This window comes from Bradyrhizobium sp. GW821-FHT12B03 (genome assembly GCF_058807535.1).
Window position 1 is genome coordinate 251,907 of the sequence record NZ_JBXAQU010000009.1, and the last position, 23,161, is coordinate 275,067.

Annotated in this window: 20 protein-coding genes; 10 read left to right on the forward strand and 10 right to left on the reverse strand. The window is 64.5% G+C overall.

Features of this window, described 5'->3' with window-relative positions:
- Positions 1-65: 65 nt before the first annotated feature.
- The gene (locus tag AC1RUR_RS19630) at positions 66-1,238 is read left to right on the forward strand and encodes an extracellular catalytic domain type 1 short-chain-length polyhydroxyalkanoate depolymerase (RefSeq protein ID WP_492846905.1); all 1,173 of its coding nucleotides are present in this window, start codon (positions 66-68) and stop codon (positions 1,236-1,238) included.
- Position 1,239: 1 nt separating this feature from the next.
- On the opposite strand, the gene AC1RUR_RS19635 is transcribed toward AC1RUR_RS19630, so the two are convergent.
- Positions 1,240-1,542 (reverse strand): hypothetical protein, encoded by a 303-nt coding sequence (locus AC1RUR_RS19635; protein ID WP_492846907.1) that lies wholly within the window; start codon positions 1,540-1,542, stop codon positions 1,240-1,242.
- Between the two features lie 130 nt (positions 1,543-1,672).
- On the opposite strand from AC1RUR_RS19635, the gene AC1RUR_RS19640 reads away from it, so the two are divergent.
- A complete protein-coding gene (locus AC1RUR_RS19640) occupies positions 1,673-2,041 on the forward strand; it encodes a winged helix-turn-helix transcriptional regulator (RefSeq protein WP_492846909.1) in 369 nt (122 codons plus the stop codon).
- A 4-nt stretch (positions 2,042-2,045) separates the two neighbouring features.
- On the opposite strand, the gene AC1RUR_RS19645 is transcribed toward AC1RUR_RS19640, so the two are convergent.
- The gene (locus AC1RUR_RS19645) at positions 2,046-2,726 is read right to left on the reverse strand and encodes an MBL fold metallo-hydrolase (protein ID WP_492846911.1); all 681 of its coding nucleotides are present in this window, start codon (positions 2,724-2,726) and stop codon (positions 2,046-2,048) included.
- Between the two features lie 174 nt (positions 2,727-2,900).
- Between AC1RUR_RS19645 and AC1RUR_RS19650 the strand changes: the two genes are divergently transcribed.
- Together AC1RUR_RS19650 and AC1RUR_RS19655 are read left to right on the forward strand one after the other, a co-directional pair.
- Positions 2,901-4,496: an alpha-amylase family glycosyl hydrolase gene (locus AC1RUR_RS19650; RefSeq protein WP_492846913.1), complete on the forward strand. Its 1,596-nt coding sequence runs from the start codon at positions 2,901-2,903 to the stop codon at positions 4,494-4,496.
- A 238-nt stretch (positions 4,497-4,734) separates the two neighbouring features.
- Positions 4,735-5,223, forward strand: a complete 489-nt coding sequence (locus AC1RUR_RS19655; protein ID WP_492846915.1) for an MmcB family DNA repair protein — start codon at positions 4,735-4,737, stop codon at positions 5,221-5,223.
- Positions 5,224-5,514: 291 nt separating this feature from the next.
- On the opposite strand, the gene AC1RUR_RS19660 is transcribed toward AC1RUR_RS19655, so the two are convergent.
- Positions 5,515-6,069, reverse strand: a complete 555-nt coding sequence (locus tag AC1RUR_RS19660; RefSeq protein WP_164934823.1) for an ActR/PrrA/RegA family redox response regulator transcription factor — start codon at positions 6,067-6,069, stop codon at positions 5,515-5,517.
- A 102-nt stretch (positions 6,070-6,171) separates the two neighbouring features.
- On the reverse strand, positions 6,172-7,494 hold the full coding sequence (locus AC1RUR_RS19665; protein ID WP_492846917.1) for an ActS/PrrB/RegB family redox-sensitive histidine kinase: 1,323 nt from the start codon (positions 7,492-7,494) through the stop codon (positions 6,172-6,174).
- Between the two features lie 106 nt (positions 7,495-7,600).
- Here AC1RUR_RS19665 and AC1RUR_RS19670 point away from each other — a divergent pair, with 106 nt between their 5' ends.
- From AC1RUR_RS19670 to AC1RUR_RS19685, 4 genes are all read left to right on the forward strand, one after another.
- Positions 7,601-8,404, forward strand: coding sequence for an ABC transporter ATP-binding protein (locus AC1RUR_RS19670; protein WP_492846919.1), 804 nt, complete (start codon positions 7,601-7,603; stop codon positions 8,402-8,404).
- Between the two features lie 298 nt (positions 8,405-8,702).
- Positions 8,703-9,521 carry an ABC transporter permease gene (locus AC1RUR_RS19675; protein WP_492846921.1) on the forward strand — a complete coding sequence of 273 codons (819 nt, stop codon included), beginning with the start codon at positions 8,703-8,705 and terminating at the stop codon, positions 9,519-9,521.
- Positions 9,522-9,642: 121 nt separating this feature from the next.
- The gene (locus AC1RUR_RS19680) at positions 9,643-10,971 is read left to right on the forward strand and encodes a polyhydroxyalkanoate depolymerase (protein ID WP_492846923.1); all 1,329 of its coding nucleotides are present in this window, start codon (positions 9,643-9,645) and stop codon (positions 10,969-10,971) included.
- A 217-nt stretch (positions 10,972-11,188) separates the two neighbouring features.
- A complete protein-coding gene (locus AC1RUR_RS19685; protein WP_492846925.1) occupies positions 11,189-12,028 on the forward strand; it encodes a M48 family metallopeptidase in 840 nt (279 codons plus the stop codon).
- A gap of 162 nt (positions 12,029-12,190) precedes the next feature.
- On the opposite strand, the gene AC1RUR_RS19690 is transcribed toward AC1RUR_RS19685, so the two are convergent.
- Positions 12,191-12,844, reverse strand: a complete 654-nt coding sequence (locus tag AC1RUR_RS19690) for a hypothetical protein (RefSeq protein ID WP_492846927.1) — start codon at positions 12,842-12,844, stop codon at positions 12,191-12,193.
- Positions 12,845-13,314: 470 nt separating this feature from the next.
- Positions 13,315-15,537 (reverse strand): transglycosylase domain-containing protein, encoded by a 2,223-nt coding sequence (locus AC1RUR_RS19695; protein WP_492846929.1) that lies wholly within the window; start codon positions 15,535-15,537, stop codon positions 13,315-13,317.
- A 168-nt stretch (positions 15,538-15,705) separates the two neighbouring features.
- Between AC1RUR_RS19695 and AC1RUR_RS19700 the strand changes: the two genes are divergently transcribed.
- Positions 15,706-16,131: a DUF1330 domain-containing protein gene (locus AC1RUR_RS19700; RefSeq protein WP_492846931.1), complete on the forward strand. Its 426-nt coding sequence runs from the start codon at positions 15,706-15,708 to the stop codon at positions 16,129-16,131.
- Positions 16,132-16,572: 441 nt separating this feature from the next.
- Here AC1RUR_RS19700 and AC1RUR_RS19705 read toward each other — a convergent pair whose 3' ends face one another.
- The 3 genes from AC1RUR_RS19705 to AC1RUR_RS19715 form a co-directional block, all read right to left on the reverse strand.
- The gene (locus tag AC1RUR_RS19705; RefSeq protein WP_492846933.1) at positions 16,573-17,721 is read right to left on the reverse strand and encodes an IS110 family RNA-guided transposase; all 1,149 of its coding nucleotides are present in this window, start codon (positions 17,719-17,721) and stop codon (positions 16,573-16,575) included.
- 82 nt (positions 17,722-17,803) lie between these two features.
- Positions 17,804-19,030 (reverse strand): ABC transporter substrate-binding protein, encoded by a 1,227-nt coding sequence (locus AC1RUR_RS19710; protein ID WP_492846935.1) that lies wholly within the window; start codon positions 19,028-19,030, stop codon positions 17,804-17,806.
- A gap of 160 nt (positions 19,031-19,190) precedes the next feature.
- On the reverse strand, positions 19,191-19,604 hold the full coding sequence (locus AC1RUR_RS19715; protein WP_492846972.1) for a DUF1304 domain-containing protein: 414 nt from the start codon (positions 19,602-19,604) through the stop codon (positions 19,191-19,193).
- Between the two features lie 41 nt (positions 19,605-19,645).
- Here AC1RUR_RS19715 and AC1RUR_RS19720 point away from each other — a divergent pair, with 41 nt between their 5' ends.
- Entirely contained in the window at positions 19,646-20,176 is a 531-nt protein-coding gene (locus tag AC1RUR_RS19720) for a methylated-DNA--[protein]-cysteine S-methyltransferase (RefSeq protein WP_492846938.1), read from the forward strand.
- A 19-nt stretch (positions 20,177-20,195) separates the two neighbouring features.
- Here AC1RUR_RS19720 and AC1RUR_RS19725 read toward each other — a convergent pair whose 3' ends face one another.
- Positions 20,196-22,985, reverse strand: a complete 2,790-nt coding sequence (locus AC1RUR_RS19725) for a [protein-PII] uridylyltransferase (RefSeq protein WP_492846940.1) — start codon at positions 22,983-22,985, stop codon at positions 20,196-20,198.
- Between the last annotated feature and the right edge of the window lie 176 nt (positions 22,986-23,161).

The following is a 23,161-nucleotide window of genomic DNA, read 5'->3' on the forward strand; positions in this document are numbered from 1 at the left end:
TTATTTTGCAGCGCAGCAACTATCTGGTTTGGCTGAACGTTGAAAGTCGCCTGCCAGGAGTTGCCGTGTCCCTCGCCAGAAATGTCGATTTCTTGAGACGTCTGCCAAAGCTGGACGGTCTGCGCTTTGCCGACTTCGGTCGTGGCGCGGACGTGTCCAGTCCATTGGAGGAAGTCGCGGACTTCGGCGACAATCCCGGCAATCTTCGCATGTTCGCGTTCGTGCCGGAGCAGCTCCAGAAGCCGCGCGCGCTCGTCGTCGTGCTGCATGGCTGCGGGCAGACCGCGGCAAGCTACGATCTCGGCGCGGGCTGGTCGACGCTGGCGGAGCATTACGGATTCGCGCTGCTGATGCCCGAGCAGCAGCGCGTCAACAACGGCAACACCTGCTTCAACTGGTTCAATCCCGAAGACACCGCACGTGACGGCGGCGAAGCGCGCTCGATCCGCGAGATGATCACGCATATGGCCGAGACGCACCGTGTCGATCCCAGGCGCGTCTTCATCACCGGCCTGTCCGCCGGCGGCGGCATGACCTCGGTGATGCTCGCGACCTATCCGGAAGTCTTCGCCGGCGGCGCGGTGATCGCCGGCCTGCCCTATGGCATCGCCTCGAATTTGCGCGAGGCGCTCGACGGCATGTTTCATTCGCCGGCGCGTCCCGCGCGCGAGCTCGGCGATCTCGTGCGCAACGCCTCCGATTATCGCGGCCCGTGGCCGAAGATGTCGGTGTGGCACGGCAGCGCCGACCGCACCGTCAATCCCGGCAATGCCAACGAGATCGTCAAGCAGTGGCTCGACCTGCATGACCTGCCCGACATGCCGATGGCCGAGACCAATGTCGACGGCTATCCGCGCCAGGCCTGGTGGAACAAGGACGGCGAGACGCTGGTCGAGTCCTACGCCATCACCGACATGGCGCACGGCACGCCGCTCGGGCTGGCCGACAACGACCAGCGCTATGGCATCGAAGGCGCCTTCCTGATCGAGGCCGGCATCTCCTCGTCCTATCACATCGCAAAATTCTTCGGCCTGACCGGATGGATTGCGGACGCGGCGAAGAAGGCGGAGGCCAAGCCCCCGTCGAAGCCGGCGCTGACGCCCGCGCCGCATCTCGCCCGCTCGATTCGCGCCGCAGTGGCCGAAGAGCCTGCCGAGCCGAAGCGCGAGGAGGCCCGCGGCTTCGATCTCGGCCAGATCATCACCCGCGCGCTGACCGCCGCGGGATTGATGAAGTAGTCTACGCCGTCGCGTCGATCACCTCGATCGGCGTCACCGTCACCTCGCCGCCGGCGACCTTCCGCGTCATCTCCTGATAGGCCTTGAAGAAGTCGCGCGATTGCAGCGTCTTTTGCGCGGCATCGTCCGCGGCGCTGGCAAGGTGGAAATAGCTGCCGTCGTCGCGGTTCTTCAGGACGCGATAGCCGATCCGCCCTTTCAGCTCCGGATCGCCGTCGATCGCCTTGACGAAGCGGCCGATCTCCTGGTGCCAGGCGTCCGTCGTACCGTTCCTGAATTCGTACCTGATCATGAAGTGCTTCATGTGACGCTCCCTGTTCGCGTTGTGCGTCATCATCTGCGCGCTGGACGCGATCCTGCAAGTATGGACAAAATTGATAGTATGGACTTTTTCGCCGTTGCTCCTATCCTCCCCTTCACATGGAGGAAACGACATGGCGAAGATGGCCCCCGCACGCAGCTGCCCGGTCGCGGCCTTTCAGAAAATGATCAGCGGCAAGTACAAGCTGCGCATCGTCTGGGATCTCAAGGACGGCCCGCGCCGCTATGGTGAGATCAGGAGCGGCCTGTTGCGCGGCACGGAAGGCAGCGCCGAGATCACCCCGCGTGTGCTCAGCCGCGAATTGAAGGCGCTGGCAGCGAGCGGCCTGATCGACCGCAAGGATTTTGGCGAGGTGCCGCCGAAGGTCGAGTACCGCCTGACCCGCAAGGGCAAGAGTTTCGTGCCCGTCGTCGCTGCGATCCGCGAATGGGGCGAGCGCAACCTGAACCAGCCCGCGGCGCTCGCAGACGCCGCGGAATAGGCGCTCACATCTCGCCGGTGATGAACGGATTGGTCATCCGCTCCTGGCCGATGCTCGAGCCGGCGCCGTGGCCGCAGATGAAGCCGACATCGTCGCCGAGCGGCAGCAGCTTGGTCAGAATCGAGTTGATCAGCGTGGCGTGACTGCCGCCGGGCAGGTCGGTGCGGCCCACCGAGCCTGCGAACAGCACGTCGCCGACATGGGCAAAGCGCAAGTCCTTGTTGAAGAACACCACGCTGCCGGGCGAATGCCCGGGGCAGTGATAAATGTCGAACGACAGGCCGCCGATCGACACGGTGTCGCCCTCCTCCAGCCAGCGGTCGGGGGCGAAATTGCGCACCCCGGTCATGCCGAAGCGCGCGCCGCTCTCGACCACGTTGTCGAGCAGGAATTTGTCGGCGGCATGCGGGCCCTCGATCGGCACCTTCAGCGCATCGCGCAAGTCAGCCGCGCCGCCGACATGGTCGATATGGCCGTGGGTCAGCCAGATCTTCTCCACGGTAACGCCGGTCTGCTTGATCGCCTCCAGGATCTTCGGCACGTCGCCGCCGGGGTCGATCACCACGGCCTTCTTGGTCGGCTCGTCCCAGATGATGGTGCAGTTCTGCTCGAACAGCGTCACCGGGACGATGATCGCGCCGGCCTTGGCTTGCGGGGATTCTTGAGTGTCGTTTTGCTCGGTCATGGCGCCACAATGCCGATTTTTGCCATGCCGCCAAGCAAAAGATTCGTGGGCCAGCCCCGGAACAGCGGCCTCGGCCGTCACACGGCCGTCCCAATTCGCCTGCTGGTTTGAACCGGGGCGTTGCTTCCGCGTTCTCTCGCGCGAGAACGCGGATTTTCGGATGGATTCTTCGACATGGCTCAGGGCGAGAATTGGTGGCGCGACGGCATCTTCTATCAGGTCTATCCGCGCTCGTTTCAGGACTCGGACGGTGACGGCGTCGGCGATCTCGCGGGCATCCTGCGGCGGCTGCCCTATGTGAAGTCGCTCGGCGTCGACGCGATCTGGCTGTCGCCGATCTTCTCCTCGCCGATGGCCGATTTCGGCTACGACATCTCCGACTATACCGGCATCGATCCGTTGTTCGGCACGATGGCGGATTTCGATGCGCTGCTCGCAGCCGTCCATGACGGTGGCCTCAAGCTGATCCTCGATCTCGTGCCGAACCACACCTCCGACCAGCATCCCTGGTTCGTCGAGAGCCGGTCCTCGCGCGACAATCCCAAACGCGACTGGTACATCTGGCGCGACCCGGCGCCCGATGGCGGCGCTCCGAACAACTGGCTGTCGGAGTTCGGCGGCAGCGCGTGGGCTTTCGACGAGACGACAGGTCAATATTACTATCACGCCTTCCTCACCCGGCAGCCGGACCTCAACTGGCGCAACCCGGACGTCCGCGCCGCGATCTACGACGTGATGCGGTTCTGGCTCGAGAAGGGCGTCGACGGTTTTCGCGTCGACGTGATCTGGCACCTGATCAAGGACGCCGGGTTTCGCGACAATCCGCCAAACCCGCATTACGTCGAGGGCCGGCCGGCGCACGAAAAGATCATGACGCAATATTCCACCGACCAGCCGGAGGTGCACGACGTCATCGCCGAGATGCGCCGCGTCACCGATGCTTATCGCGCCCGCGTGCTGATCGGCGAGATCTATCTGCCGCTGCACCGGCTGATGGCCTATTACGGCAACGATCTCACCGGCGCGCAAATGCCGTTCAACTTCGCGCTGCTCTCGACGTTCTGGAGCGCGCGCTCGATCGAGACAATCATCGACGATTACGAGAAGGCGCTGCCGAGAGGCGCCTGGCCGAACTGGGTGCTCGGCAATCACGACCGGCCGCGCGTCGCGAGCCGTGTCGGGCCCGAGCAGGCCCGCGTCGCCGCCATGCTGCTGCTGACGTTGCGGGGCACGCCGACGCTCTATTACGGCGACGAGATCGGCATGCATCAGCTCGCGATCTCGCCCGAGGATGTCCGCGATCCCTTCGAGAAGAACGTGCCCGGCATCGGTGTGGGACGCGACGGCTGCCGCACGCCGATGCAGTGGGATATGTCGGAGTTTGCCGGCTTCTCGGACGTCAGGCCCTGGCTGCCGTTGCCCGAGGATCATGTCCGCGAGAACGTCGTCAATCTCGAAGCCGATTCGCGCTCGATCCTCAGCCTGTACAAGCGGCTGATCACGCTGCGAAAGCACAGCCCGCCTCTGGTCGCCGGCAGCTATCATCCGATTGCGGCGCAGGGCGATCTCCTGATCTACCGCCGCGAGGCCGAGGGCAGGGCGGTGATCGTGGCGCTCAATCTCGGCCCCGACCCGATCGCCGTCACCACCAGCGCAATCCGCTTCGGCAGCGAGATATTGCTGTCGACGTTTCTGGATCGTGGGGGGGAGCGGCTGGAAGGGATGCTGGATCTGCGAGGGAATGAGGGGGTGATCGTGGCGCCGCCATAGAAGGCAGGGGAAGCGACGGCGTCATTCTCCAACGTCGTCCTGGACAAGCGAAGCGCAGATCCAGGACCCATTCCCACAGGAAGGTATTTGACGAAGACTGGTGGTTACCAGCTCGCGCTACAACGACCTGTTGGGGTAATGGGTCCTGGCTTTCGCCAGGACGACATTGAGAAATAGGCAGCTGTTCGACCACTCTCGAGCAGTGTCCGCTTCCGACGGAATCGGCTAAACTCCACTCATGGACCCCGCCCGCAACGTCGCCCTCGTGCCACCGCCAGACCGCCGTCAATCCGAGACGGCGCTGGCGATCGCGCGCGGCACCGCGCGGCTGCTGCGGTCGCTCGGCTTCACCTGCATCAGCGAATTGCCGTTGCCCTCGGGCCGGCGCGCCGACCTGGTGGCGCTGAACGAGCGCGGCGAGATCTGGATCGTCGAGATCAAGTCGTCGGTCGAGGATCTGCGCGCTGATCAGAAATGGCACGAATACCGCGCCCATTGCGACCGGCTGTTCTTCGCCTTCACGCAGGACCTGCCATGCGAGATCTTTCCGCAGGACACCGGCCTGATCATCGCCGACGCCTATGGCGCGCACATGCAGTGCGACGCGCCCGAGCACAAGCTCGCGGCTGCCACGCGCAAGCAGATGACCGTGCGTTTCGCGATGGCGGCGGCGCTGCGGATCAACCGGCTGGTCGATCCGCAGGGCCACGCGGAATTCTGGGAATAGCGGCGCCGCGAATGCAGATGCCGTAGGGTGGGCAAAGCGACTTGTCCGCCGTCGCTCACAGAGCGAAGGCGGAAGCGTGCCCACCACCTCTATCCAATCGAAACAGGTCGTGGGCACGGCGCTTCGCGCCTTTGCCTACCCTACGGGACCCGTGTCCCGTCATCCTGAGGTGCACGCTCTTGCGCGCCTCGAAGGATGTACGGCCGCGATGCCGCTGGGCCGTCGCCCTTCGAGGCTCGCCGAAGAGGCGAGCACCTCAGGATGACGGGGAGAGAGTCGTGATGGCCGAAATTACCGCGGCGCGCGCTTGGCCAAGATCCGCTGCAAGGTGCGGCGGTGCATGTTGAGCCGCCGCGCCGTTTCCGAGACGTTGCGGTTGCACATCTCGTAGATGCGCTGGATGTGTTCCCAGCGCACGCGGTCGGCCGACATCGGGTTGGTCGGCAGTTCGGATTTCTCCGCGCTGGTCGACAGCAGCGCCGCGACGACGTCGTCGGCATCCGCGGGCTTGGAAAGATAATCGATCGCGCCCATCTTCACCGCGGTTACCGCGGTGGCGATGTTGCCATAGCCGGTCAGCACGATCGCGCGTGCGTCGGGGCGCTTCTTCTTCAGCGCCGAGACCACGTCGAGGCCGTTGCCGTCGCCGAGCCTGAGATCGACCACGGCGAATGCCGGTGCCGACTTGCCGATCTGCGCGAGCCCGTCCGAGACGGTGTCGCACGACGTCACCGCGAAGCCGCGCGTTTCCATGGCGCGCGACAAGCGCTCCAGAAACGGCTTGTCGTCCTCCACGATGAGAAGCGAGCGGTCGGTCTGTTCGTTCAGTTCGGCGATGGCGTTCAAGGTGTTGTCCTCTCTCTGCACATGCACATATGGCGTCGCAATCGATCGACGCCAAGGCCGCCAATAGTCGATCGGGCGGTCCGTGCGACGCAACGTCGCGGTCTATCCTATTGTTTCTTCGAGCGTCTCGATAGCCTCAAAACGCTGCCGCGGCCATGTGATTTGGACCACCGCTCCGTGTTCCGGAAAGATCCGGTTGGTAAACGAGACCTTGGCGCCGGTGCGTTCAAGCAATGTACGCGCGATGAACACGCCCAATCCGAGCCCGCGCCGCTCGCCGCCGGAATCATCCTGGGTGCGCCGCCGCGACAGATAGGGCTCGCCGATCCGGTTGAGGATATCGGGCGGAATGCCGGGGCCGTCGTCGGAGATCAGGAGCTCGATCGTGTCCTTGTTCCACCAGGCGTTCACCTCGACGGTGGTGTGGGCGAAATCGACCGCGTTCTCGATGATGTTGCCGACGCCGTAGAGGATCGCCGGATTGCGCGAGCCGACCGGCTCGGCGAAGGCGGCCACCGCGATCCGCACCTTGATGTCGACGCCGAAATCGCGGTGCGGAGCCACCACCTCCTCGATCAGCTCCGACAGCTTCATGCGGTCGAACGGTGCGCCGGTGGAGGAGAGCTGGGTGATCTTGCTGAGGATGTCGCGGCAGCGCTGGGTCTGCTCGCGCAGGGTTTTCAGATCGGCGGCAAAGCTCGGATCCTTCACCGTCTTTTCCAGCTCGCGCGAGATCAGGAAGATCGTCGCCAGCGGCGTGCCGAGCTCGTGCGCGGCGGCGGCGGCGAGGCCGTCGAGCTGGGTCAGATGCTGCTCGCGCGTCAGCACCAGCTCGGTCGCGGCCAGCGCATCCGCAAGCTTGCGCGCCTCCTCGGTCACCTGGAACGAGTAGAGGCTGGTGACGCCGATCGCGAGCACGATCGAGAGCCAGACGCCGACGAGATAGATCGGCGGCAGCACCAGCGGATCGTCGGAGTCCCAGGGCAGCGGCAGATGGAAGAAGAACAGGATCGAGGCGCAGGCGACTGCCAGCACGCCAAGCCCGAAGGTGAAGCGGGCCGGCAGCGCGGTCGCCGAGATCAGCACCGGCGCGAGGAACAGGAACGAGAACGGGTTCTGCAGGCCGCCGGTGAAGAACAGGAGGCCGGCCAGCTCCACGATGTTCAGCGCGAGCAGGCCGGCCGCCTGCATCGGCTCCAGCCGCTGCATCGGATTGGCCGCTGTCTGGAGCGCCAGATTGAGCGCGGCCGACAGCGCGATGATGCTGACGCAGGGGACGATCTCGACGTTGAACTCGAGCCCCTGCGCCACGATGAAGATCGCGGCGAGCTGGCCCAGCACCGCGAGCCAGCGCAGCCGCAGGATGGTGTCCAGGCGGATATGCCGCTGCGCGGGTCGAAAGTCGGAAGCGGCAATTTCGGTCATATCGGCCAATGTGGCGGTGCCTTCAGGTCACAAACGCGCGGCTGGTGGAACCACCCGGATTACAAGCCTTGCGCTCTCCGCTGCAATAGCAGAAGAACGGCCCAGCATGACCGGGAACGACAAAGCTTCAAGTCCGCCGACTGTCGCGGAGCGCGGCTCCTCTGCGGCGATTGCGGTCGATCACCTCGTCAAGGTCTACAAGCAGACCCGCGCCGTCGACGACATCTCCTTTTCGCTGCCGCGCGGCAGCATCACCGGACTGCTGGGCGGCAACGGCGCCGGCAAGACCACGACCATCGCGATGATCATGGGCCTGGTGCTGCCGACCTCCGGCCGCGTGCAGGTGCTCGGGCATCCGATGCCCGAAGAGAGCGCTTCCGTGCTGGGGCGGATGAATTTCGAGAGCCCCTATGTCGACATGCCGATGCGGCTCACGGTACGCCAGAACCTCACCATCTTCGGCAAGCTCTATGCGGTGAAGAACCTCGCCGATCGCATCGCCAGGCTCGCCGACGATCTGGACCTCACCGATTTCATCGACCGTGCCAACGGCAAGCTGTCTGCCGGCCAGAAGACCCGTGTCGCGCTGGCGAAAGCGCTGATCAACCAGCCAGAGCTGCTGCTGCTGGACGAGCCGACCGCCTCGCTCGATCCCGACACCGCCGATTGGGTGCGGGGCCATCTGGAGCGCTACCGCAAGGAGAACAACGCCACCATCCTGCTCGCCTCGCACAACATGCTCGAGGTCGAGCGTCTCTGCGACCGCGTCATCATCATGAAGCGCGGCCGCATCGAGGACGACGACGCGCCCGATTCCATCATGGCCCGCTACAACCGCACCACGCTGGAGGAGGTGTTCCTGGACGTCGCGCGCGGCCGGGCCAACGGTGCGAAGGAGGCGGCAAGGTGAGCATGAGGAGCCGTAGCCCGGATGGAGCGAAGCGTAATCCGGGACCGCCGATTGCGGCACGCCGCTTCGCGCATGCGAGCCTTGATTTTTCTATCCTCGCGTACAGCCGTCATCCTGAGGTGCGCGCCCTTCGCGCGCCTCGAAGGATGAATTGCAAGCGTATGTGGCCCATCCTTCGAGGCAAGCCTTGCGATGCGGTGCGCATCGCAAGGCTTGTACCTCAGGATGACGCCGGTGTTTGTGGCTGGCGCCGCGCCCCGGATTGCGCTTCGCTCCATCCGGGCTACGGGCAGCGACCATGACCGAGATCTCCCTCCACCGCGGCATCTCCATCCACCGCATCGGCGCGATGATCCTGCGCTACTGGTATCTGTTGATGTCGTCCTGGCCGCGGCTGCTCGAGCTTTTGTACTGGCCGGCGCTCCAGGTCATCACCTGGGGCTTCCTCCAGCTCTACATCGCGCAAAACGCCAATTTCTTCGCGCGCGCCGGCGGCACGCTGATCGGCGCCGTCATCCTCTGGGACATCCTGTTCCGCGGCCAGCTCGGCTTTTCCATCTCCTTCCTGGAGGAGATGTGGGCGCGCAACCTCGGCAATCTCATGATGAGCCCGTTGAAGCCGATCGAGTTTCTGCTGTCACTGATGGTGATGAGCCTGATCCGGCTCGCGATCGGCGTGATCCCGATGACGCTGCTCGCGCTGTTCCTGTTTCACTTCAACGTCTACGGCCTCGGCCTGCCGCTGATCGCGTTCTTCTGCAATCTGATCTTCACCAGCTGGTCGGTCGGCATCTTCGTCTCGGGGCTCGTGCTGCGAAACGGCCTTGGCGCCGAGAGCATCGTCTGGACGTTGATGTTCGCGATCATGCCGCTCGCCTGCATCTACTATCCCGTCAGCGTGCTGCCGGGCTGGCTGCAGATTGTCGCCTGGACGCTGCCGCCGACCTATGTGTTCGAGGGAATGCGGGCGCTGCTGATCGAAAACACCTTCCGGATCGACCTGATGCTGGATGCGTTAGCCATCAACACAGTGCTTTTGGTTGCATCTTTTGGGGCATTCCTTGCTCTTTTGCGCAGCGCCCGGAAGAACGGCTCGCTGCTGTCAGGCGGCGAATAATGTCACTTTCTCGTGGATTCAGGCTGGTTTGGCCGTATCTGCCACGTAGATGTACGGAACCATGCATTGACGCAATATTACGCATTCGGCAGTATGCTGCGATGCGAAGAAGGATATAGCGATGCCTATTGGTGAGTTTGGCGGCGCGCCGCCCCTGGCGGCTGAAGGCAGTCCGGTCCTGACGACGCCGATGTACTGGATGTACGAGATGGCTCACGCCTCTCTCAATCCGGCACGTGCGGTCACTGACGCGACCAAGTTCCTGTTTCAGAATCCGCTCAATCCCTGGGCGCGCACCGAGGTCGGCAAGTCGGTCGCCGCGGCCTGCGAATTGTTCGAGCGCACCACGCGCCGCTACGGCAAGCCGGAATGGGGTCTCAACGACACCGAGGTCAACGGCATCCGCGTCCCGATCGAGATCCGTTCGGTCTGGGAAAAGCCGTTCTGCCGGTTGCTCTATTTCGATCGCAAGTTCACCCGTCCGCTGCGCAGCCCGCAGCCGCGCGTGCTGATCGTGGCGCCGATGTCCGGCCATTATGCAACGCTGCTGCGCGGCACAGTCGAGGCGTTCCTGCCGGCGCATGAGGTCTACATCACCGACTGGGCCGACGCCCGTATGGTGCCGCTCAGCGACGGCCGCTTCGATCTCGACGATTACATCGACTACATCATCGAGATGCTGCACGTCCTCGGCGGCAACACCCATGTCATGGCGGTGTGCCAGCCCTCCGTGCCCGTCGTCGCTGCGGTCTCGATCATGGAAGCGCGGCGCGATCCGTTCGTGCCGACCTCGATGACGCTGATGGGCGGCCCGATCGACACCCGCCGCAACCCGACCGCGGTGAACAACCTCGCCCAGGAGCGCGGCATCGACTGGTTCCGCAACCACGTCATCACCAAGGTGCCGTTCCCGCATCCGGGCATGATGCGCGACGTCTATCCGGGATTCCTGCAGCTCAACGGCTTCATCAGCATGAATCTCGACCGTCACATGGACGCCCACAAGCAGCTCTTCGCCCATCTGGTGAAGGGCGACGGCGACCTCGTCGACAAGCATCGCGAGTTCTACGACGAATATCTCGCGGTGATGGACCTCTCCGCCGAGTATTACCTGCAGACGGTCGACACCGTGTTCGTGAAGCACTCGCTGCCCAAGGGCGAGATGACCCATCGTGGAACACGCGTCGATCCCTCCAAGGTCACACGCGTCGCGTTGATGACGGTCGAAGGCGAGAACGACGACATCTCCGGTCTCGGCCAGACCGAAGCAACGCACACATTGTGCAGCTCGATCCCCGATCATCGCCGCGTTCATTACGTCCAGAAGGGCGTGGGGCATTACGGCGTGTTCAACGGCTCGCGCTTCAAGTCGGAAATCGTGCCGCGAATTCACGACTTCATGGTTTCGGCTGCGAATCCGAGCTCGTTGCAGGCTCTTGCCGCCGAATAGACGCGGATTTCGGCTTTCCCGTCGAAATTTCCACCCCTGTCGGAGCCTCCGGCAGGGACAGGTTCCCTCCAGATTCGCGGTATTTAGGTAGCGCCATAGGAGTGAGTCGCCCCTCACCCCTTGGGGGTGTCGCATGCGTCCAGCGGGGGCGAAAAAAGCCGGTTCCAACCCCAGTCTGTAGGGTCTCCCGGACGTCAGACCCCTGTATATTGGGCAAATGATTTGTTTTTGCGCCGAGCGCTTTCCCTGGCGGCGGTTATGGCAGAATCCGGGCGAACTCCTGCTCCCCGGACTGACAGACATGGCCACTCGCGCACTCCTCTATCGGCGGCCCCACGAACCAAAGACCCTCGTCATCACCCACGGATCGCAATTCTTTGCGATTCGGCTGCGCCGGCACAGGCGTGCGCGCCGCTACACGCTCAGAATTCATCCGAGCGATCGCGAAGCCATCCTCACCATGCCGCCGCGCGGCACGCTCGCGGAAGCCAAGGACTTCGCGCAGCGTCACGGTGCATGGATTGCGGCACGTCTCGGGCGTTTGCCGAAGGCCGCGCCGTTCCAGCCTGGCACAGTGATACCGCTTCGCGGCGTTCCCCATCGCATCGTTCATCGCGCCGGCACGCGCGGCACGGTGTGGACGGAAGTTCGCGACAGCGGTGAACGCATTCTCTGCGTCGCCGGCGGCGTCGAACATGTCGACCGCCGCGTCAGCGATTTCCTCAAGCGCGAGGCGCGCCACGATCTGCAGCGTTCGGCCGAAGCCTATGCCGCCGAACTCGGTGTCAGGGTCAAGCGGCTGTCGATCCGCGACCAGTCCAGCCGCTGGGGTTCCTGCACCTCGGCCGGCTCGCTGTCGTTCTCCTGGCGCCTGATCCTCGCGCCGCCCTTCGTGCTCGACTATCTCGCCGCCCACGAGGTCGCCCATCTCGTCGAGATGAACCACTCGGCGCGATTCTGGCGCGTCTGCGGCAAGGTCTGCCCCTCGATGGAGCGCGCCAAGAAGTGGCTCGATACGTACGGCAATGATCTGCACCGGTATGGGGTCGAGGATTAGAGCCTTGCTCTCGCCTAACGCTCCCGTCGTCCCGGCCTCGTGCGCAATTGCGCACTAGGCCGGGACGACACCCAGGGTAGGTGAGAGCTTGTGAACTCCCCGCCTTCGCGGGGAATGACAGCGGAGGACGGGAACGGCATCGAGCCCCCGATAGCGCTATACTCAGGCGCTGAAATCCGCACTCGTCCCCTGTAGCGTGCGTGACGCCAGATAGGACGATTGCCGTTGCGCGGTGGCCTTCTGGCCTTCGGCCACCATCGCCTGGAAGGCCGCGTCGAGTTGTTCGCGGCTATAGGTCGTGGAACTGCTTTCGCGCGGTGTCCATTGCGATTGCGTGATCGCGGTGGAAGCCTTTTCAACCGTGCCGCCGAGCAGCTTGGCGTAGCTGTCGGCCCGCCATTGTGCCAAGTCAGGTCCACCCAGGCCGGGAGGATCTTCCAGCTTGCCGACCTTTGCGGCCGCCGCGTTGGTCATTGCGGAGGCCCCGCCATTGTACAGCGTGGCCACCACCTTGCCGTTGACCTTCACCTGCGCGTAGGTGTTCTCCGGTGCATTGTCCGCGACGACCGATTGCGCGGTACCCGCGTCGTGGGTGATCAGCCAGTTCGTTGCCATCAGGTCGTGCAGGACAGGATCATCCGCCGCCGATATGACCTTTGCCCCCTGCAGCGGCTTGACCTGGGAGAGGTCAAGCCGGAAGCCGCTGGGCGCTGCGCCAGTCTCAGCGGGCACCTCCGATAGAACAGGCGCCTTTGAATTGGATGTCGATGCAGGGCGCAGATAAGTCGACGCCGCACCGGATAGACCTGAAATCATCGAACGCCCTCCCGCACTAAGCCCGGCTCCTCAGAGCTCAACCTTGGAGAGCAAATCCTGGGCCGATCGCGAAGGCCTGAAGCGATTGGAGTTTTCTCTCTCGGGAATTCGCGGCATCGGTAAATCTTGCCGCCCCGGGCACGACTTGCCGACGAGGGTGTCATCGCCCGCCTTGTGCGCACTTGCGCACTGGAGCGGGCGATCCAGTATTCCAGAGGCGGTTGCTATTGAACCGAGAGGCCGCGGCGTACTGGATTCCCCGCCTTCGCGGGGAATGACAGCGGAGGGCGAGGCGACGTCAGCGCGATTCTCGCCACAATTCGCGACGATTGCGCGGCATACGCGATTTGCTCCGTCGCATCAAAGCCTTCACGACATCCACCGTGCACCGCGCCAGCCATCGCCGGCTACTGTGCATGGGGTTGTTTTCGCAGTTTTTGTTTTGAGGCTGTTGCGGCCTCAAGCAGAGCCTATCGATTCCCGCCAAACAGCCGGTCCATCAGCCAGCCATCGAGCCCTGCGGCGGCTTCCGGCCGTGCATTGGCGCGCGTCGGCGGTGGGCGATAGCCGCCGTTGTTCGTCGGCGCCGGCGCCGGCCCGGGCGCGGCCGCTGTCGGCGGCGACACCTGCGAGGCCGCCTGTGCGAGGTTCGACAGGCCCCAACCGGCCTGCGCGTTCGGCAAGTTCGCCACGGGCACGCCCTCATGCGCCGTCTTCATGAAGCGCGTCCAGACTTCCACCGGCAGGCCGCCGCCGGTCGCCTTCTTGGTCGGTGAGTTGTCGTCATTGCCAAGCCAGACGCCGGTGACGAGATTGGCGGTGTAGCCGATGAACCAGGCGTCGCGATAATCCTGGCTGGTGCCGGTCTTGCCGGCCGCCGGCCAGCCGGGGATCTCCGCCTTCTTGGCGGTGCCCGATATCAGCGTCTCCCGCATCATCGAATTCATCATGCCGGCATAGCGCGGGTCGATCACCTGGTTGCGATCGTCCGGCTGGCGCATGTAGAGCAGCTTGCCGCCGAGCGTCTTGATCCGCGTGACGACGTGCGGCGTCACCGCGAAGCCGCCATTGGCGAACGGCGCATAGGCGCCGACCAGCTCGACGACGGAGACTTCCGACGTGCCGAGCGCGATCGAGGCATTGGGCTCGAGCTTGGAGGAGATGCCGAGCCGGTGCGCGGTGCGCACCACGTTCTTCGGCCCGACCTCGAGGCCGAGGCGGATGGCGACCGTGTTCAGCGACATCGCCAGCGCCTGCGTCAGCGTCACGGCGCCGAAATATTCATGGGTGTAGTTCTCGGGCTTCCAGCCCTTGACCTCGATCGGCGCGTCCTGGCGGAGGGTGTCCGGCGTCAGCCCGGCTTCGAGCGCGGTCAGGTAGACGAACGGCTTGAACGAGGAGCCCGGCTGGCGCTTGGCGGTCACCGCGCGGTTGTACTGGCTCTCGGCATAGTTCCGCCCGCCCACCATGGCACGCACGGCGCCGTCGGGCGTCATCGCCACCAGCGCGCCCTGGCTGACGTTGAACTTCACGCTCTTGGCCGCGAGCTCGTCGATGATGGCGGCTTCCGCCACGCTCTGGAGTTTTGGATCGATCGTGGTTTCGACCTTGATGCTCTCGTCGATCTGGCCGACCAGGTCGTCCAGCACCTCGCCGATCCAGTCGGCGACGTAATTGACGGTGCCGGCGCCGACCGGCTTCACGTTGTAGGAGGGATGACCGATCGAGGCCTGCGCCTGCGCCTCGGTGATGAACTGCGCATCCGCCATCGCGGTGAGCACGACCTTCGCGCGCGCCTCCGCGCCTTCGGGGTTGCGGTTCGGCGCCAGCCGCGAGGGCGATTTGACGAGGCCGGCCAGCATCGCGGCTTCGGCGACGGTGACGTTCTTCGCCGACTTGCCGAAATAGCGCTGCGCGGCGGCCTCGACGCCATAGGCACCCGAGCCGAAATAGACGCGGTTGAGGTAGAGCTCCAGGATCTCGTTCTTGGAATGCTTGCGCTCCAGCCAGATCGCGAGTTCGGCCTCCTGCAGCTTGCGCTGCATGGTGCGCTCCTGGGTCAGGAACAGGTTCTTCGCGAGCTGCTGCGTCAAGGTCGAGCCGCCCTGCGACACGCCGCGATGCATGACGTTGGTGACGAGGGCGCGCAGGATGCCGACCGGATCGATGCCGAAATGCGAATAGAAGCGGCGGTCCTCGATGGCGATGAAGGCCTTGGGCAGATACGGCGGCAGATCCTTCAGCGCCACATTGGCCCCGGCCATCTCGCCGCGTTGCGCCAGCATGCTGCCGTCGATGCCGACGATCTGGATCGTCGGCGGGCGCTTGGGGATTTCGAGCGACTGGATCGGCGGCAGGTGGGCGCCGACCCAGACCACGACGCCGATCACGGCGATCGCGCCCCACAGGCCCAGCACCGCGCCCCAATAGACCAGGCGGCCGAGGCTCGCGCCGATACGCGACTTCGACCGGCGCTTGGCGCCGCTGCGGCCGGCCGAGGCCTTGCGCTCGCGCGGCGGCTCCTCGCCGGCATCGTCGCCCTTGCGCTTGGCGGATGATTTCGCTGTTTTCTTCGGCTTGTCGTCGTCGCCGCCGGGAATGCGATCCGCCGCCGTCAGGCGCAGATCAGCGAGCGCCGCGGGCAAGCCGAACAACGGCTCCTTCCGCCCACCCTTTTTCTTTCCCAACCCCATACGCAAAACGCCCGGTCAGCCCGCCCCGCCGCACGCTAGCGGTCGCTGTTTAAGGCCCGGTTACCCTGACGTTAACGCGCGATTAGGAGGTGCGGCATTCGCCCGCTGCAGTTCCGCTCATCGGACGGCGAAGCTAGGATCGCCGGCACATAACAAGAGGGAACTCGCATGGGCCACATCGATCCGACCAAGGAGATTTTTGCGCAATTCCGGGACAAAGACCGCCCGGGCCCGATCCACATGCTCAATCTGGTGCGCTTACGCAAAGACGCCGCCTATCCTGACGGCCGCAAGGCGAGCGGTGCGGAGGCCTATGCGGCCTATGGCCGCGAGAGTGGCCCGGTGTTCGAACGCCTCGGCGGCCGCATCGTCTGGCAGGGCAGGTTCGAGCTGATGCTGATCGGCCCGCAGGAGGAGCGCTGGGACCATTGCTTCATCGCCGAATACCCAAGCGTCGCCGCCTTCGTCGAGATGATCCGTGATCCGGTCTACCGCGAGGCGGTGAAGCACCGGCAGGCGGCCGTGGAGGATTCGCGGCTGATCCGGCATGCGGTGCTGCCCGTGGGGAAGAACTTCGGCGAGATACCTTCCTAGTTCGGGTGGGCAAAGCGCCGGGGTGCGCGAATGCGCATCCCGGCGTGTGCCCACGCCTTCGTCGCGATCGTGGAGAGATGGTGGGCACGACGCTTGCGCGTCTTTGCCCACCCTCATATGGGGATTTGTAAGTCAAGCCTGTTCGATCTGTCCGGGTAAGGGACTTGCGGTGGGAGGGCGGCGCGCGGAGCCATGCGTAGCGCAGCGCGACGACCGTGTTCCGGGCGAGGATCGGCTTCCGAAGATTTATGCAGCTCACTGCATCACCTCATATCCGGTCGGATCGTTTGATCCGTACCCACCTTCCGCATGCTTGCGGCGAGGAAGCCTGGCGAGGATGAGACCCATCTACAAAACGACGTTTGAAGCCCTAGGGTGGCACGGTCATCATCCATCCCGCACGGGACGCGGCAAGGCCGCGACACGTGATGGCGGTTTGTTTTATGCCTTCATGATTGCCCCCTCAGGAACGAGGCCCGTGGTGAGATAGCGCCACAGCGCCACGATCAGCTTGCGGGCCAGAGCCACGATGGCGATGCGCTTGGCCCGCTGGCCGGCGTTGGCGATACGGGTGCGGAACCATTGGCTGAGCGCGCTGTCGCCTTGATGGCGAAGCCACAGCCAGGCCAGTTCGATCGCCTTGGTGCGTGCCCGCCGATTGCCGGCCTTGCTGATGCCCTGCTCGCGATCGATGCCGCCGCTCTTCCAGGGACTGGGCGCCAACCCGCAATAGCTGGCGACCTCGCGCCGATTGTGGAAGTCCTTGTAGAACATCTCGTCCACCAGCCCTGGGGTGAAGGCGGGGCCGAGCGCCTTGAGCCGCTGCAAGTTCGATCGCCGCTCCGCCATCGGCGCTGGAATGGGACAGGTCTGCGCAGCCTGGGCCTGTTCCAGTGCCGCAAGCTGCTCGCGGACCATGGTCAGCCGCGCGTGCTCGCGCTTCACCTCGGCCAACAGATGGGGAGGCAGCGGCTGCCCCTGCCAATCGCACTGCTGCTCCAGAAAGCTGAGCCAGTCCCGTCGGCGCGGGTTGCCGACCGCCACGCCTAACAGACGCAGCAGCGCCTTGATCCGGTTGCCATGGGCCGTCTGCTCCTTGACCAGACGATCGCGCTCCCGGCTCCCGCGCCGGGCATCCTCTTCGGCCACACTCGGGACGCGGACGATCCGCACCACCCGTGGCTCGCCCCGCAGATAGGCCATCAGGGTCCGCAGCATGAGCTCGCCGTCGATCCGGTCCGTCTTCGCCCGCCGCGACCGCTGCTCCACCGCAATGCTGGCCGGATCGAACACGAAGTTGGTGATCCCGGCCGCTTGCAGCAGCCGGTGCAGCCAAAAGCCGTCATAACCGGCCTCGTAGCAGCTCACCACTCGCGGCGGTGATCCCAGCTTCTCGGCCGCTCGCGCCTTGATCTTCTCGAGCAAGGCCCGCAGCCCGGCGTGATCGCCGCCCTCAATCTTGTGGCGTGATATCCGGTCACGATCCGGACTGTGCAGCGTCACCAGCCAGGTCTTTTGACTCAGTTCGATCGCAACGAAAATTGTGCCAATATGCCCCACGGTGGGCGTGCTCTTGGTCGATGCTTGCATCAGACGCTCCGATGGTTCGAGTGTGGAAACCCAAACCTATCGGAAAGAGCCCGCTCACCGCCCCATGGAATCTACGCAGTAACTAACCCGCCGGGCCCGCATCCTCGATGATCGGTCCGAACAGCTCCCAGCGTTCGCCGTTGAACTTCATCATCTGCATCTGCTTGTTGACGCGGTAGTCGTTCGGCCCGGTGTTGATCCTGATGCCGGGCAACGCCAGGCTCGGCGTGTAGCCCTTGATGCCGGCGACCTGCTTCATGACGTTCTCGCGCGTCAGGTCGTCGCCGCATTGCTTCAGCACCTGCACCAGCAGTTCCGCCACCGAATAGGCATAGGTGTTGACGGTGTTGAGCTTGTCGCCTTCGGGGAAATACTTGTCCATGAAAGCGAAGAAGGCCTTCACGCCCGGATCGTCCTTCCACTGGGGATCGCCGGGGTCCTTGCCGTAATTGGTCGAGATGATGCCCTTGGAGATGTCGAGGCCGGCCGGCTTCAGCGTCGCCGACACCGGGCTCGCATTGATGTCGAGGATGTGCACCGGGCTCCAGCCGAGGTCGGCAAGCTTCTTGATCGCCTGTGCGGCGAATTTCGGCGTGGAGGCGTCATAGAACAGGTCGGCGCCCATCGACTTCAGCTTGACCACCTGCGAATCCACGGTCGGATCGGTGACTTCGTAGGACACCTCGCCGACGATCATGCCGGCGGCCTTGTCGCCGAGGCCGCTCTTGAGCCCGGCCAGATAGTCGCGGCCCATGTCGTCGTTCTGGTAGAGCACGCCGATCTTGGCGTTGGGGTGATTGGTGAGAATGTACTTTGCGTAGATGCGTCCCTCGGACACGTAGTTCGGATTGTAGGCGATGGTCCAGGGATAGTTCTGCGGGTCGTTGAAACGCGCCGCGCCGGTCGAGGCCAGCAACTGCGGCACCTTCTTGCCGTTGAGATATTTCTGCACGGCGGCATTTGCCGCGGTGCCGATCAGCTGGAAGGTGAAGAGCACCTCGTCGCCTTCGACCAGCTTGCGCACCTGCTCGACGGTCTTCGGCGGCGAATAGGCGTCGTCATACTGGATCAGGTTGATCTTGCGGCCGTTGATGCCGCCCTGATCGTTGATCATCTTGAAGTAGGCGGCCTGGGTCTTGCCGATATTGGCATAGACGGAGTAGGCGCCGGAGAACGGCACGGTCTGGCCGATCTTGATCTCGGTGTCGCTCGCGCCGGTGTCGTATTTCTTCTGTGCGAGGGCCTGGCTGGCGGAGAACGCGAAGGCGAACGCCGCCGTGGCAGCCATGAAGACTCTGCGATTGCTCATGTTGGGTTGTTCCTCCTGACGGAATTTTCGGCCGATGGTCTTTTCCGTTGCTTGCAACGGTCGCCATCGCTGCCGAAGAGTGTGGAGGAACGTTCGCCGGCGCGCAAGGATTGTGGTGCTGCGCCGTCGCGTCTCAGGCCAAGGATCTAGGTCAAGGAGCTCAGGCCAGGAACAATGCCGCCAGCGCGATTGCCGCCGGCAGCGCCTGCACGAGCAGGATGCGCGTGCTGACGGTCGCCGCGCCATAGGCGCCGGCCACGATCACGCAAAGCAGGAAGAACGCCTTGATCTGGAATGCGAAGGCCGGATTGCCGTGGACGAGACCCCAGATCAGGCCGGCGGCGAGGAAGCCGTTATAGAGGCCCTGATTGGCCGCCAGCACCTTCGTGATCGCGGCCTTCTCCGGCGTATTGCGGAATGTCTTCAAGCCAAGCGGCTTGTCCCAGAGAAACATCTCCAGGATCAGGAAGTAGGCGTGCAGTGCGGCGACCAGCGCCACCAGGACATTGGCGATCAGATTCAAGTTGAGCTCCCCCAGCGTCAGCTTTCGGGTGGACGGTAGCACGGCCGGCATGGCAAGTGCGATGGTGTGTGTTTCGATGGCCTGGTGTCGCAATGCCCGCTCGATCAATCAAGACGCTTGTAAGCTTCGGCCTTGACCGCCTGACAACGCCGATCGGAACCGCGCTGCTCGTCACCGATGCCGAGGGTGCCCTGCGCGCGCTCGACTGGGACGACTATGAGCACCGCATGCGCGAGCTGTTGCGCCTGCATTACGGCACGGTCGAGCTCAGCGACCGGCCCGCACCGACCGAGATGCGGACCGCGCTGTCGCGCTATTTCGAAGGCGATCTCGGCCAGCTCTCAGCCATCGCGTGGCGCATCGCCGGGACGCCGTTCCAGCAGAAGGTCTGGACTGCGCTGGCCAAAATCCCTGCCGGCACCACGATGAGTTACGGCGCGTTGGCGGCAAGGATCGACATGCCCAAAGCCATTCGTGCCGTCGGTCATGCCAACGGCTCCAACCCGATCAGCGTGGTGCTGCCCTGCCATCGCCTGATCGGCGCCGACGGCTCACTGGTGAAGTATGGCGGCGGGCTGGCGCGCAAGCGCTGGCTGCTGCGGCATGAGGGGGTGGAGGTCTAGCGAGGCAACGCGCCGCCCGTCACGCCGCGGGCTGCACCGACTTGTCGCCGGCCATTACATGGGTCAGCGCGCTCTTGATCGCGGATTGCCGGGTCGGCGCGTTGATCTGTGCGCCGAGCAGGTCGGTGACGTAGAACACGTCGCGGGCGCGCTCGCCGAAGGTCGCGACGTGGGCGGAGGCGATGTTGAGATTGAGCTTCGAGATCGCGGTGGTGAGTTCGTAGAGCAGGCCGGGGCGGTCGAGGCCGGACACCTCGATCACGGTGTAGCGGTCGGACCATTGGTTGTTGATGGTCACTTCCGGCTCGATCACGAAAGGCCGCGCCTTGCTGCGCACGGTGCGCCGCGCCACCACCTCGGGCAGGCGCAGCTTGCCTTCGAGGACGTCCTCGATCATCTCGCCGATCCGGGTGGCGCGCCGTCCCTCGTCCTCGTCGCGGTCATATTCCCTTGAGATCGAGATCGTGTCGAGCGCGCGGCCGTCGGTCGTGGTGTAGATCTGGGCATCGACGATGTTGGCGCCGGCCGAGGCGCAGGCGCCCGCGATGATCGACAGCAGCCAGGGATGGTCGGCCGCGAAGATCGTGAGCTCGGTGACGCCGCGGACCTCGTCGAAGCCGACATTGATCGCGAGCTTGTGGCCGGCCTGCTCGCTGGAGCGGACGAAGCGGGCGTGGCGGATCTTGCGCGGCAGCTCGACCTTGAGCCAGTAGGCCGGATAGTGCCGGGCGATATAGGCATCGAGCTCGTCCGCCGGCCATTCGGCGAAGGCCATGCGGAATTCGGCGTGGGCGGCCACGAGGCGTTTTCCCCGGTCGACCTCCGAAAAGCCGCCGGTCAGCACCGGCTCGGTCTCATAATAAAGCGAGCGCAGCAGCTGCGCCTTCCAGCCGTTCCATACGCCGGGACCGACGCCGCGGATGTCGGCGGTGGTGAGGATCGTCAGCAGCTTCATCTGCTCGACCGACTGCACCACGGCGGCGAAATTCTCGATCGTCTTGCGGTCCGACAGGTCGCGCGACTGTGCGACCGTGGACATGGTCAGATGCTCCTCGATCAGCCACGCCACGAGCTCGGTGTCGGCCGGGCTGAAGCCGAGCCGCGGGCACAGCCGGCGCGCCACCTTGGCGCCCGCGATCGAATGATCCTCGGGCCGGCCTTTGGCGACGTCGTGCAGCAGCGTGGCGATGTAGATCACGGAGCGGTGCTCGGGCCGGGTCTTGCGCATCAGGTCGCTGGCCAGCGCGAACTCCTCGATGCCGCCGCGCTCGATGTCCTGGAGGAAGCCGATGCAGCGGATCAGGTGCTCGTCCACGGTGTAGTGATGATACATGTTGAACTGCATCATCGAGACGATCTTGCCGAAGGCGCGGATGAAATGGCCGAGCACGCCGGTCTCGTTCATCCGCCGCAGCACGATCTCCGCGTTGTCGGAGGTCAGGATCTCCATGAACAGCCGGTTGGCTTCGGGGCTCTCGCGCAGCTGGGCGTTGATCAGGCCGAGCGAGCGCGTCACGTCGCGCATCGCGTCCGGATGGAAAGCGAGGTTGTTCTTCTGCGCCAGGCGGAAGATGCGGATCAAATTGACCGGGTCGTGCTTGAAGATGTCGGGTGCGGCAACGTTGATTCGGTTGTTGTCGACGATGAAGTCGTCGCTGTCGGGCACGCGCCGCTTCACCGGGGTGGGGCGTAGCCGCGCCATCATCCGGCTCAGCACCGGCGCGGGCTTGGCCTGCTGGTCCTCGAGCTTGGCGCAGAGGATGGCGGTGAGATTGCCGACCTCCTTGGCAACCAGGAAGTAGTGCTTCATGAAGCGCTCGACGTCCTGCATGCCGGGATGCGAGGTGTAGCCGAGCCGGATCGCGATCTCGCGCTGGAGGTCGAAGGAGAGGCGCTCCTCCGGCCGTCCGGAGTAGAAGTGCAGGTTGCAGCGCACCGACCAGAGGAAGTCGGCGCAGCGGCGGAAGGTGCGGTATTCCTGCGCGTCGAACACGCCGCGCTCGACCAGCTCGTCGGTGTCGCGGACGCGGTAGACGTATTTGGCGATCCAGAACAGCGTATGGAGGTCGCGCAAGGCGCCCTTGCCGTCCTTGACGTTGGGCTCGACCAGATAGCGCGACTGGCCGCCGCGGCGGTGCCGCTCCTCGCGCTCGGCAAGCTTTGCGGTGACGAATTCGGAGGCGGTGCCTTGCACCACTTCCTTGTCGAAGCGTTCGACCAGTTCGTCATAGAGCGGTTTGTCGCCGGTGAGGAAGCGCGTCTCCAGGATCGCGGTTCGGATCGTCATGTCGCCGCGCGCCTGCCGGATCGATTCGTCGACCGAGCGCGTGGCGTGGCCGACCTTCAGCCCCATGTCCCAGAGGCAATAGAGGATCGCTTCAGCGACCTGCTCGCCCCAGGCGGTCTGCTTGTAGGGCAGGATGAAGAGCAGATCGATGTCGGACTCGGGGGCCATCAGCCCGCGGCCGTAGCCACCGGTCGCGACCACCGCCATGCGCTCGGCGCCGCTCGGGATCGGCGAGCGGTAGAGATGGCGGGTCGCCGCCGAATAGAGGATGCGGATGATCTCGTCCTGCACATGGCACAGCCGCTCGGCGCAGCGCCGCCCGTGACGGTCCTTCAGCAGGATTGCCTGCGCTGCGGCGCGCGCGGCGATCAGCTCGGCCTTGAGCAGTTGCGCCATGGCCGTGCGGAACGCGTCCTCGCGTCCCTGGTGCTTTTCGGCAAGCGCATCGACCGCGGCGGTGATCCGCGCGGTGTCGAAGCGATCGTCCACCTGTGGCTTCTGCTCGGTTGTGACGCTGTCCATGTCTCACCGGATATAAGAGGTGACAGGCGCTGTCACCCGCCATTCGCTGGCAATAGTCGTTCCATGCTTGAAAAGCCCGGCATCGGGCAAAGTTGTTCTCGGGCGACCCGCTTTCAAGGGTGGGATTTTCTCGTTGACCTCTAGTTATAACTCATTGAAAAACAATGAAGTTTTTG

Excerpts from the sequence above, each read along its gene's own strand:
- AC1RUR_RS19635 (WP_492846907.1), bottom strand. The coding sequence starts at position 1,542 with ATGAAGCACTTCATGATCAGGTACGAATTCAGGAACGGTACGACGGAC.
- AC1RUR_RS19640 (WP_492846909.1), top strand. The coding sequence starts at position 1,673 with ATGGCGAAGATGGCCCCCGCACGCAGCTGCCCGGTCGCGGCCTTTCAG.
- AC1RUR_RS19645 (WP_492846911.1), bottom strand. The coding sequence starts at position 2,726 with ATGACCGAGCAAAACGACACTCAAGAATCCCCGCAAGCCAAGGCCGGC.
- AC1RUR_RS19650 (WP_492846913.1), top strand. The coding sequence starts at position 2,901 with ATGGCTCAGGGCGAGAATTGGTGGCGCGACGGCATCTTCTATCAGGTC.
- AC1RUR_RS19655 (WP_492846915.1), top strand. The coding sequence starts at position 4,735 with ATGGACCCCGCCCGCAACGTCGCCCTCGTGCCACCGCCAGACCGCCGT.
- AC1RUR_RS19665 (WP_492846917.1), bottom strand. The coding sequence starts at position 7,494 with ATGACCGAAATTGCCGCTTCCGACTTTCGACCCGCGCAGCGGCATATC.
- AC1RUR_RS19670 (WP_492846919.1), top strand. The coding sequence starts at position 7,601 with ATGACCGGGAACGACAAAGCTTCAAGTCCGCCGACTGTCGCGGAGCGC.
- AC1RUR_RS19675 (WP_492846921.1), top strand. The coding sequence starts at position 8,703 with ATGACCGAGATCTCCCTCCACCGCGGCATCTCCATCCACCGCATCGGC.
- AC1RUR_RS19680 (WP_492846923.1), top strand. The coding sequence starts at position 9,643 with ATGCCTATTGGTGAGTTTGGCGGCGCGCCGCCCCTGGCGGCTGAAGGC.
- AC1RUR_RS19685 (WP_492846925.1), top strand. The coding sequence starts at position 11,189 with ATGATTTGTTTTTGCGCCGAGCGCTTTCCCTGGCGGCGGTTATGGCAG.
- AC1RUR_RS19690 (WP_492846927.1), bottom strand. The coding sequence starts at position 12,844 with ATGATTTCAGGTCTATCCGGTGCGGCGTCGACTTATCTGCGCCCTGCA.
- AC1RUR_RS19695 (WP_492846929.1), bottom strand. The coding sequence starts at position 15,537 with ATGGGGTTGGGAAAGAAAAAGGGTGGGCGGAAGGAGCCGTTGTTCGGC.
- AC1RUR_RS19700 (WP_492846931.1), top strand. The coding sequence starts at position 15,706 with ATGGGCCACATCGATCCGACCAAGGAGATTTTTGCGCAATTCCGGGAC.
- AC1RUR_RS19705 (WP_492846933.1), bottom strand. The coding sequence starts at position 17,721 with ATGCAAGCATCGACCAAGAGCACGCCCACCGTGGGGCATATTGGCACA.
- AC1RUR_RS19710 (WP_492846935.1), bottom strand. The coding sequence starts at position 19,030 with ATGAGCAATCGCAGAGTCTTCATGGCTGCCACGGCGGCGTTCGCCTTC.
- AC1RUR_RS19715 (WP_492846972.1), bottom strand. The coding sequence starts at position 19,604 with ATGCCGGCCGTGCTACCGTCCACCCGAAAGCTGACGCTGGGGGAGCTC.
- AC1RUR_RS19720 (WP_492846938.1), top strand. The coding sequence starts at position 19,646 with ATGCCCGCTCGATCAATCAAGACGCTTGTAAGCTTCGGCCTTGACCGC.
- AC1RUR_RS19725 (WP_492846940.1), bottom strand. The coding sequence starts at position 22,985 with ATGGACAGCGTCACAACCGAGCAGAAGCCACAGGTGGACGATCGCTTC.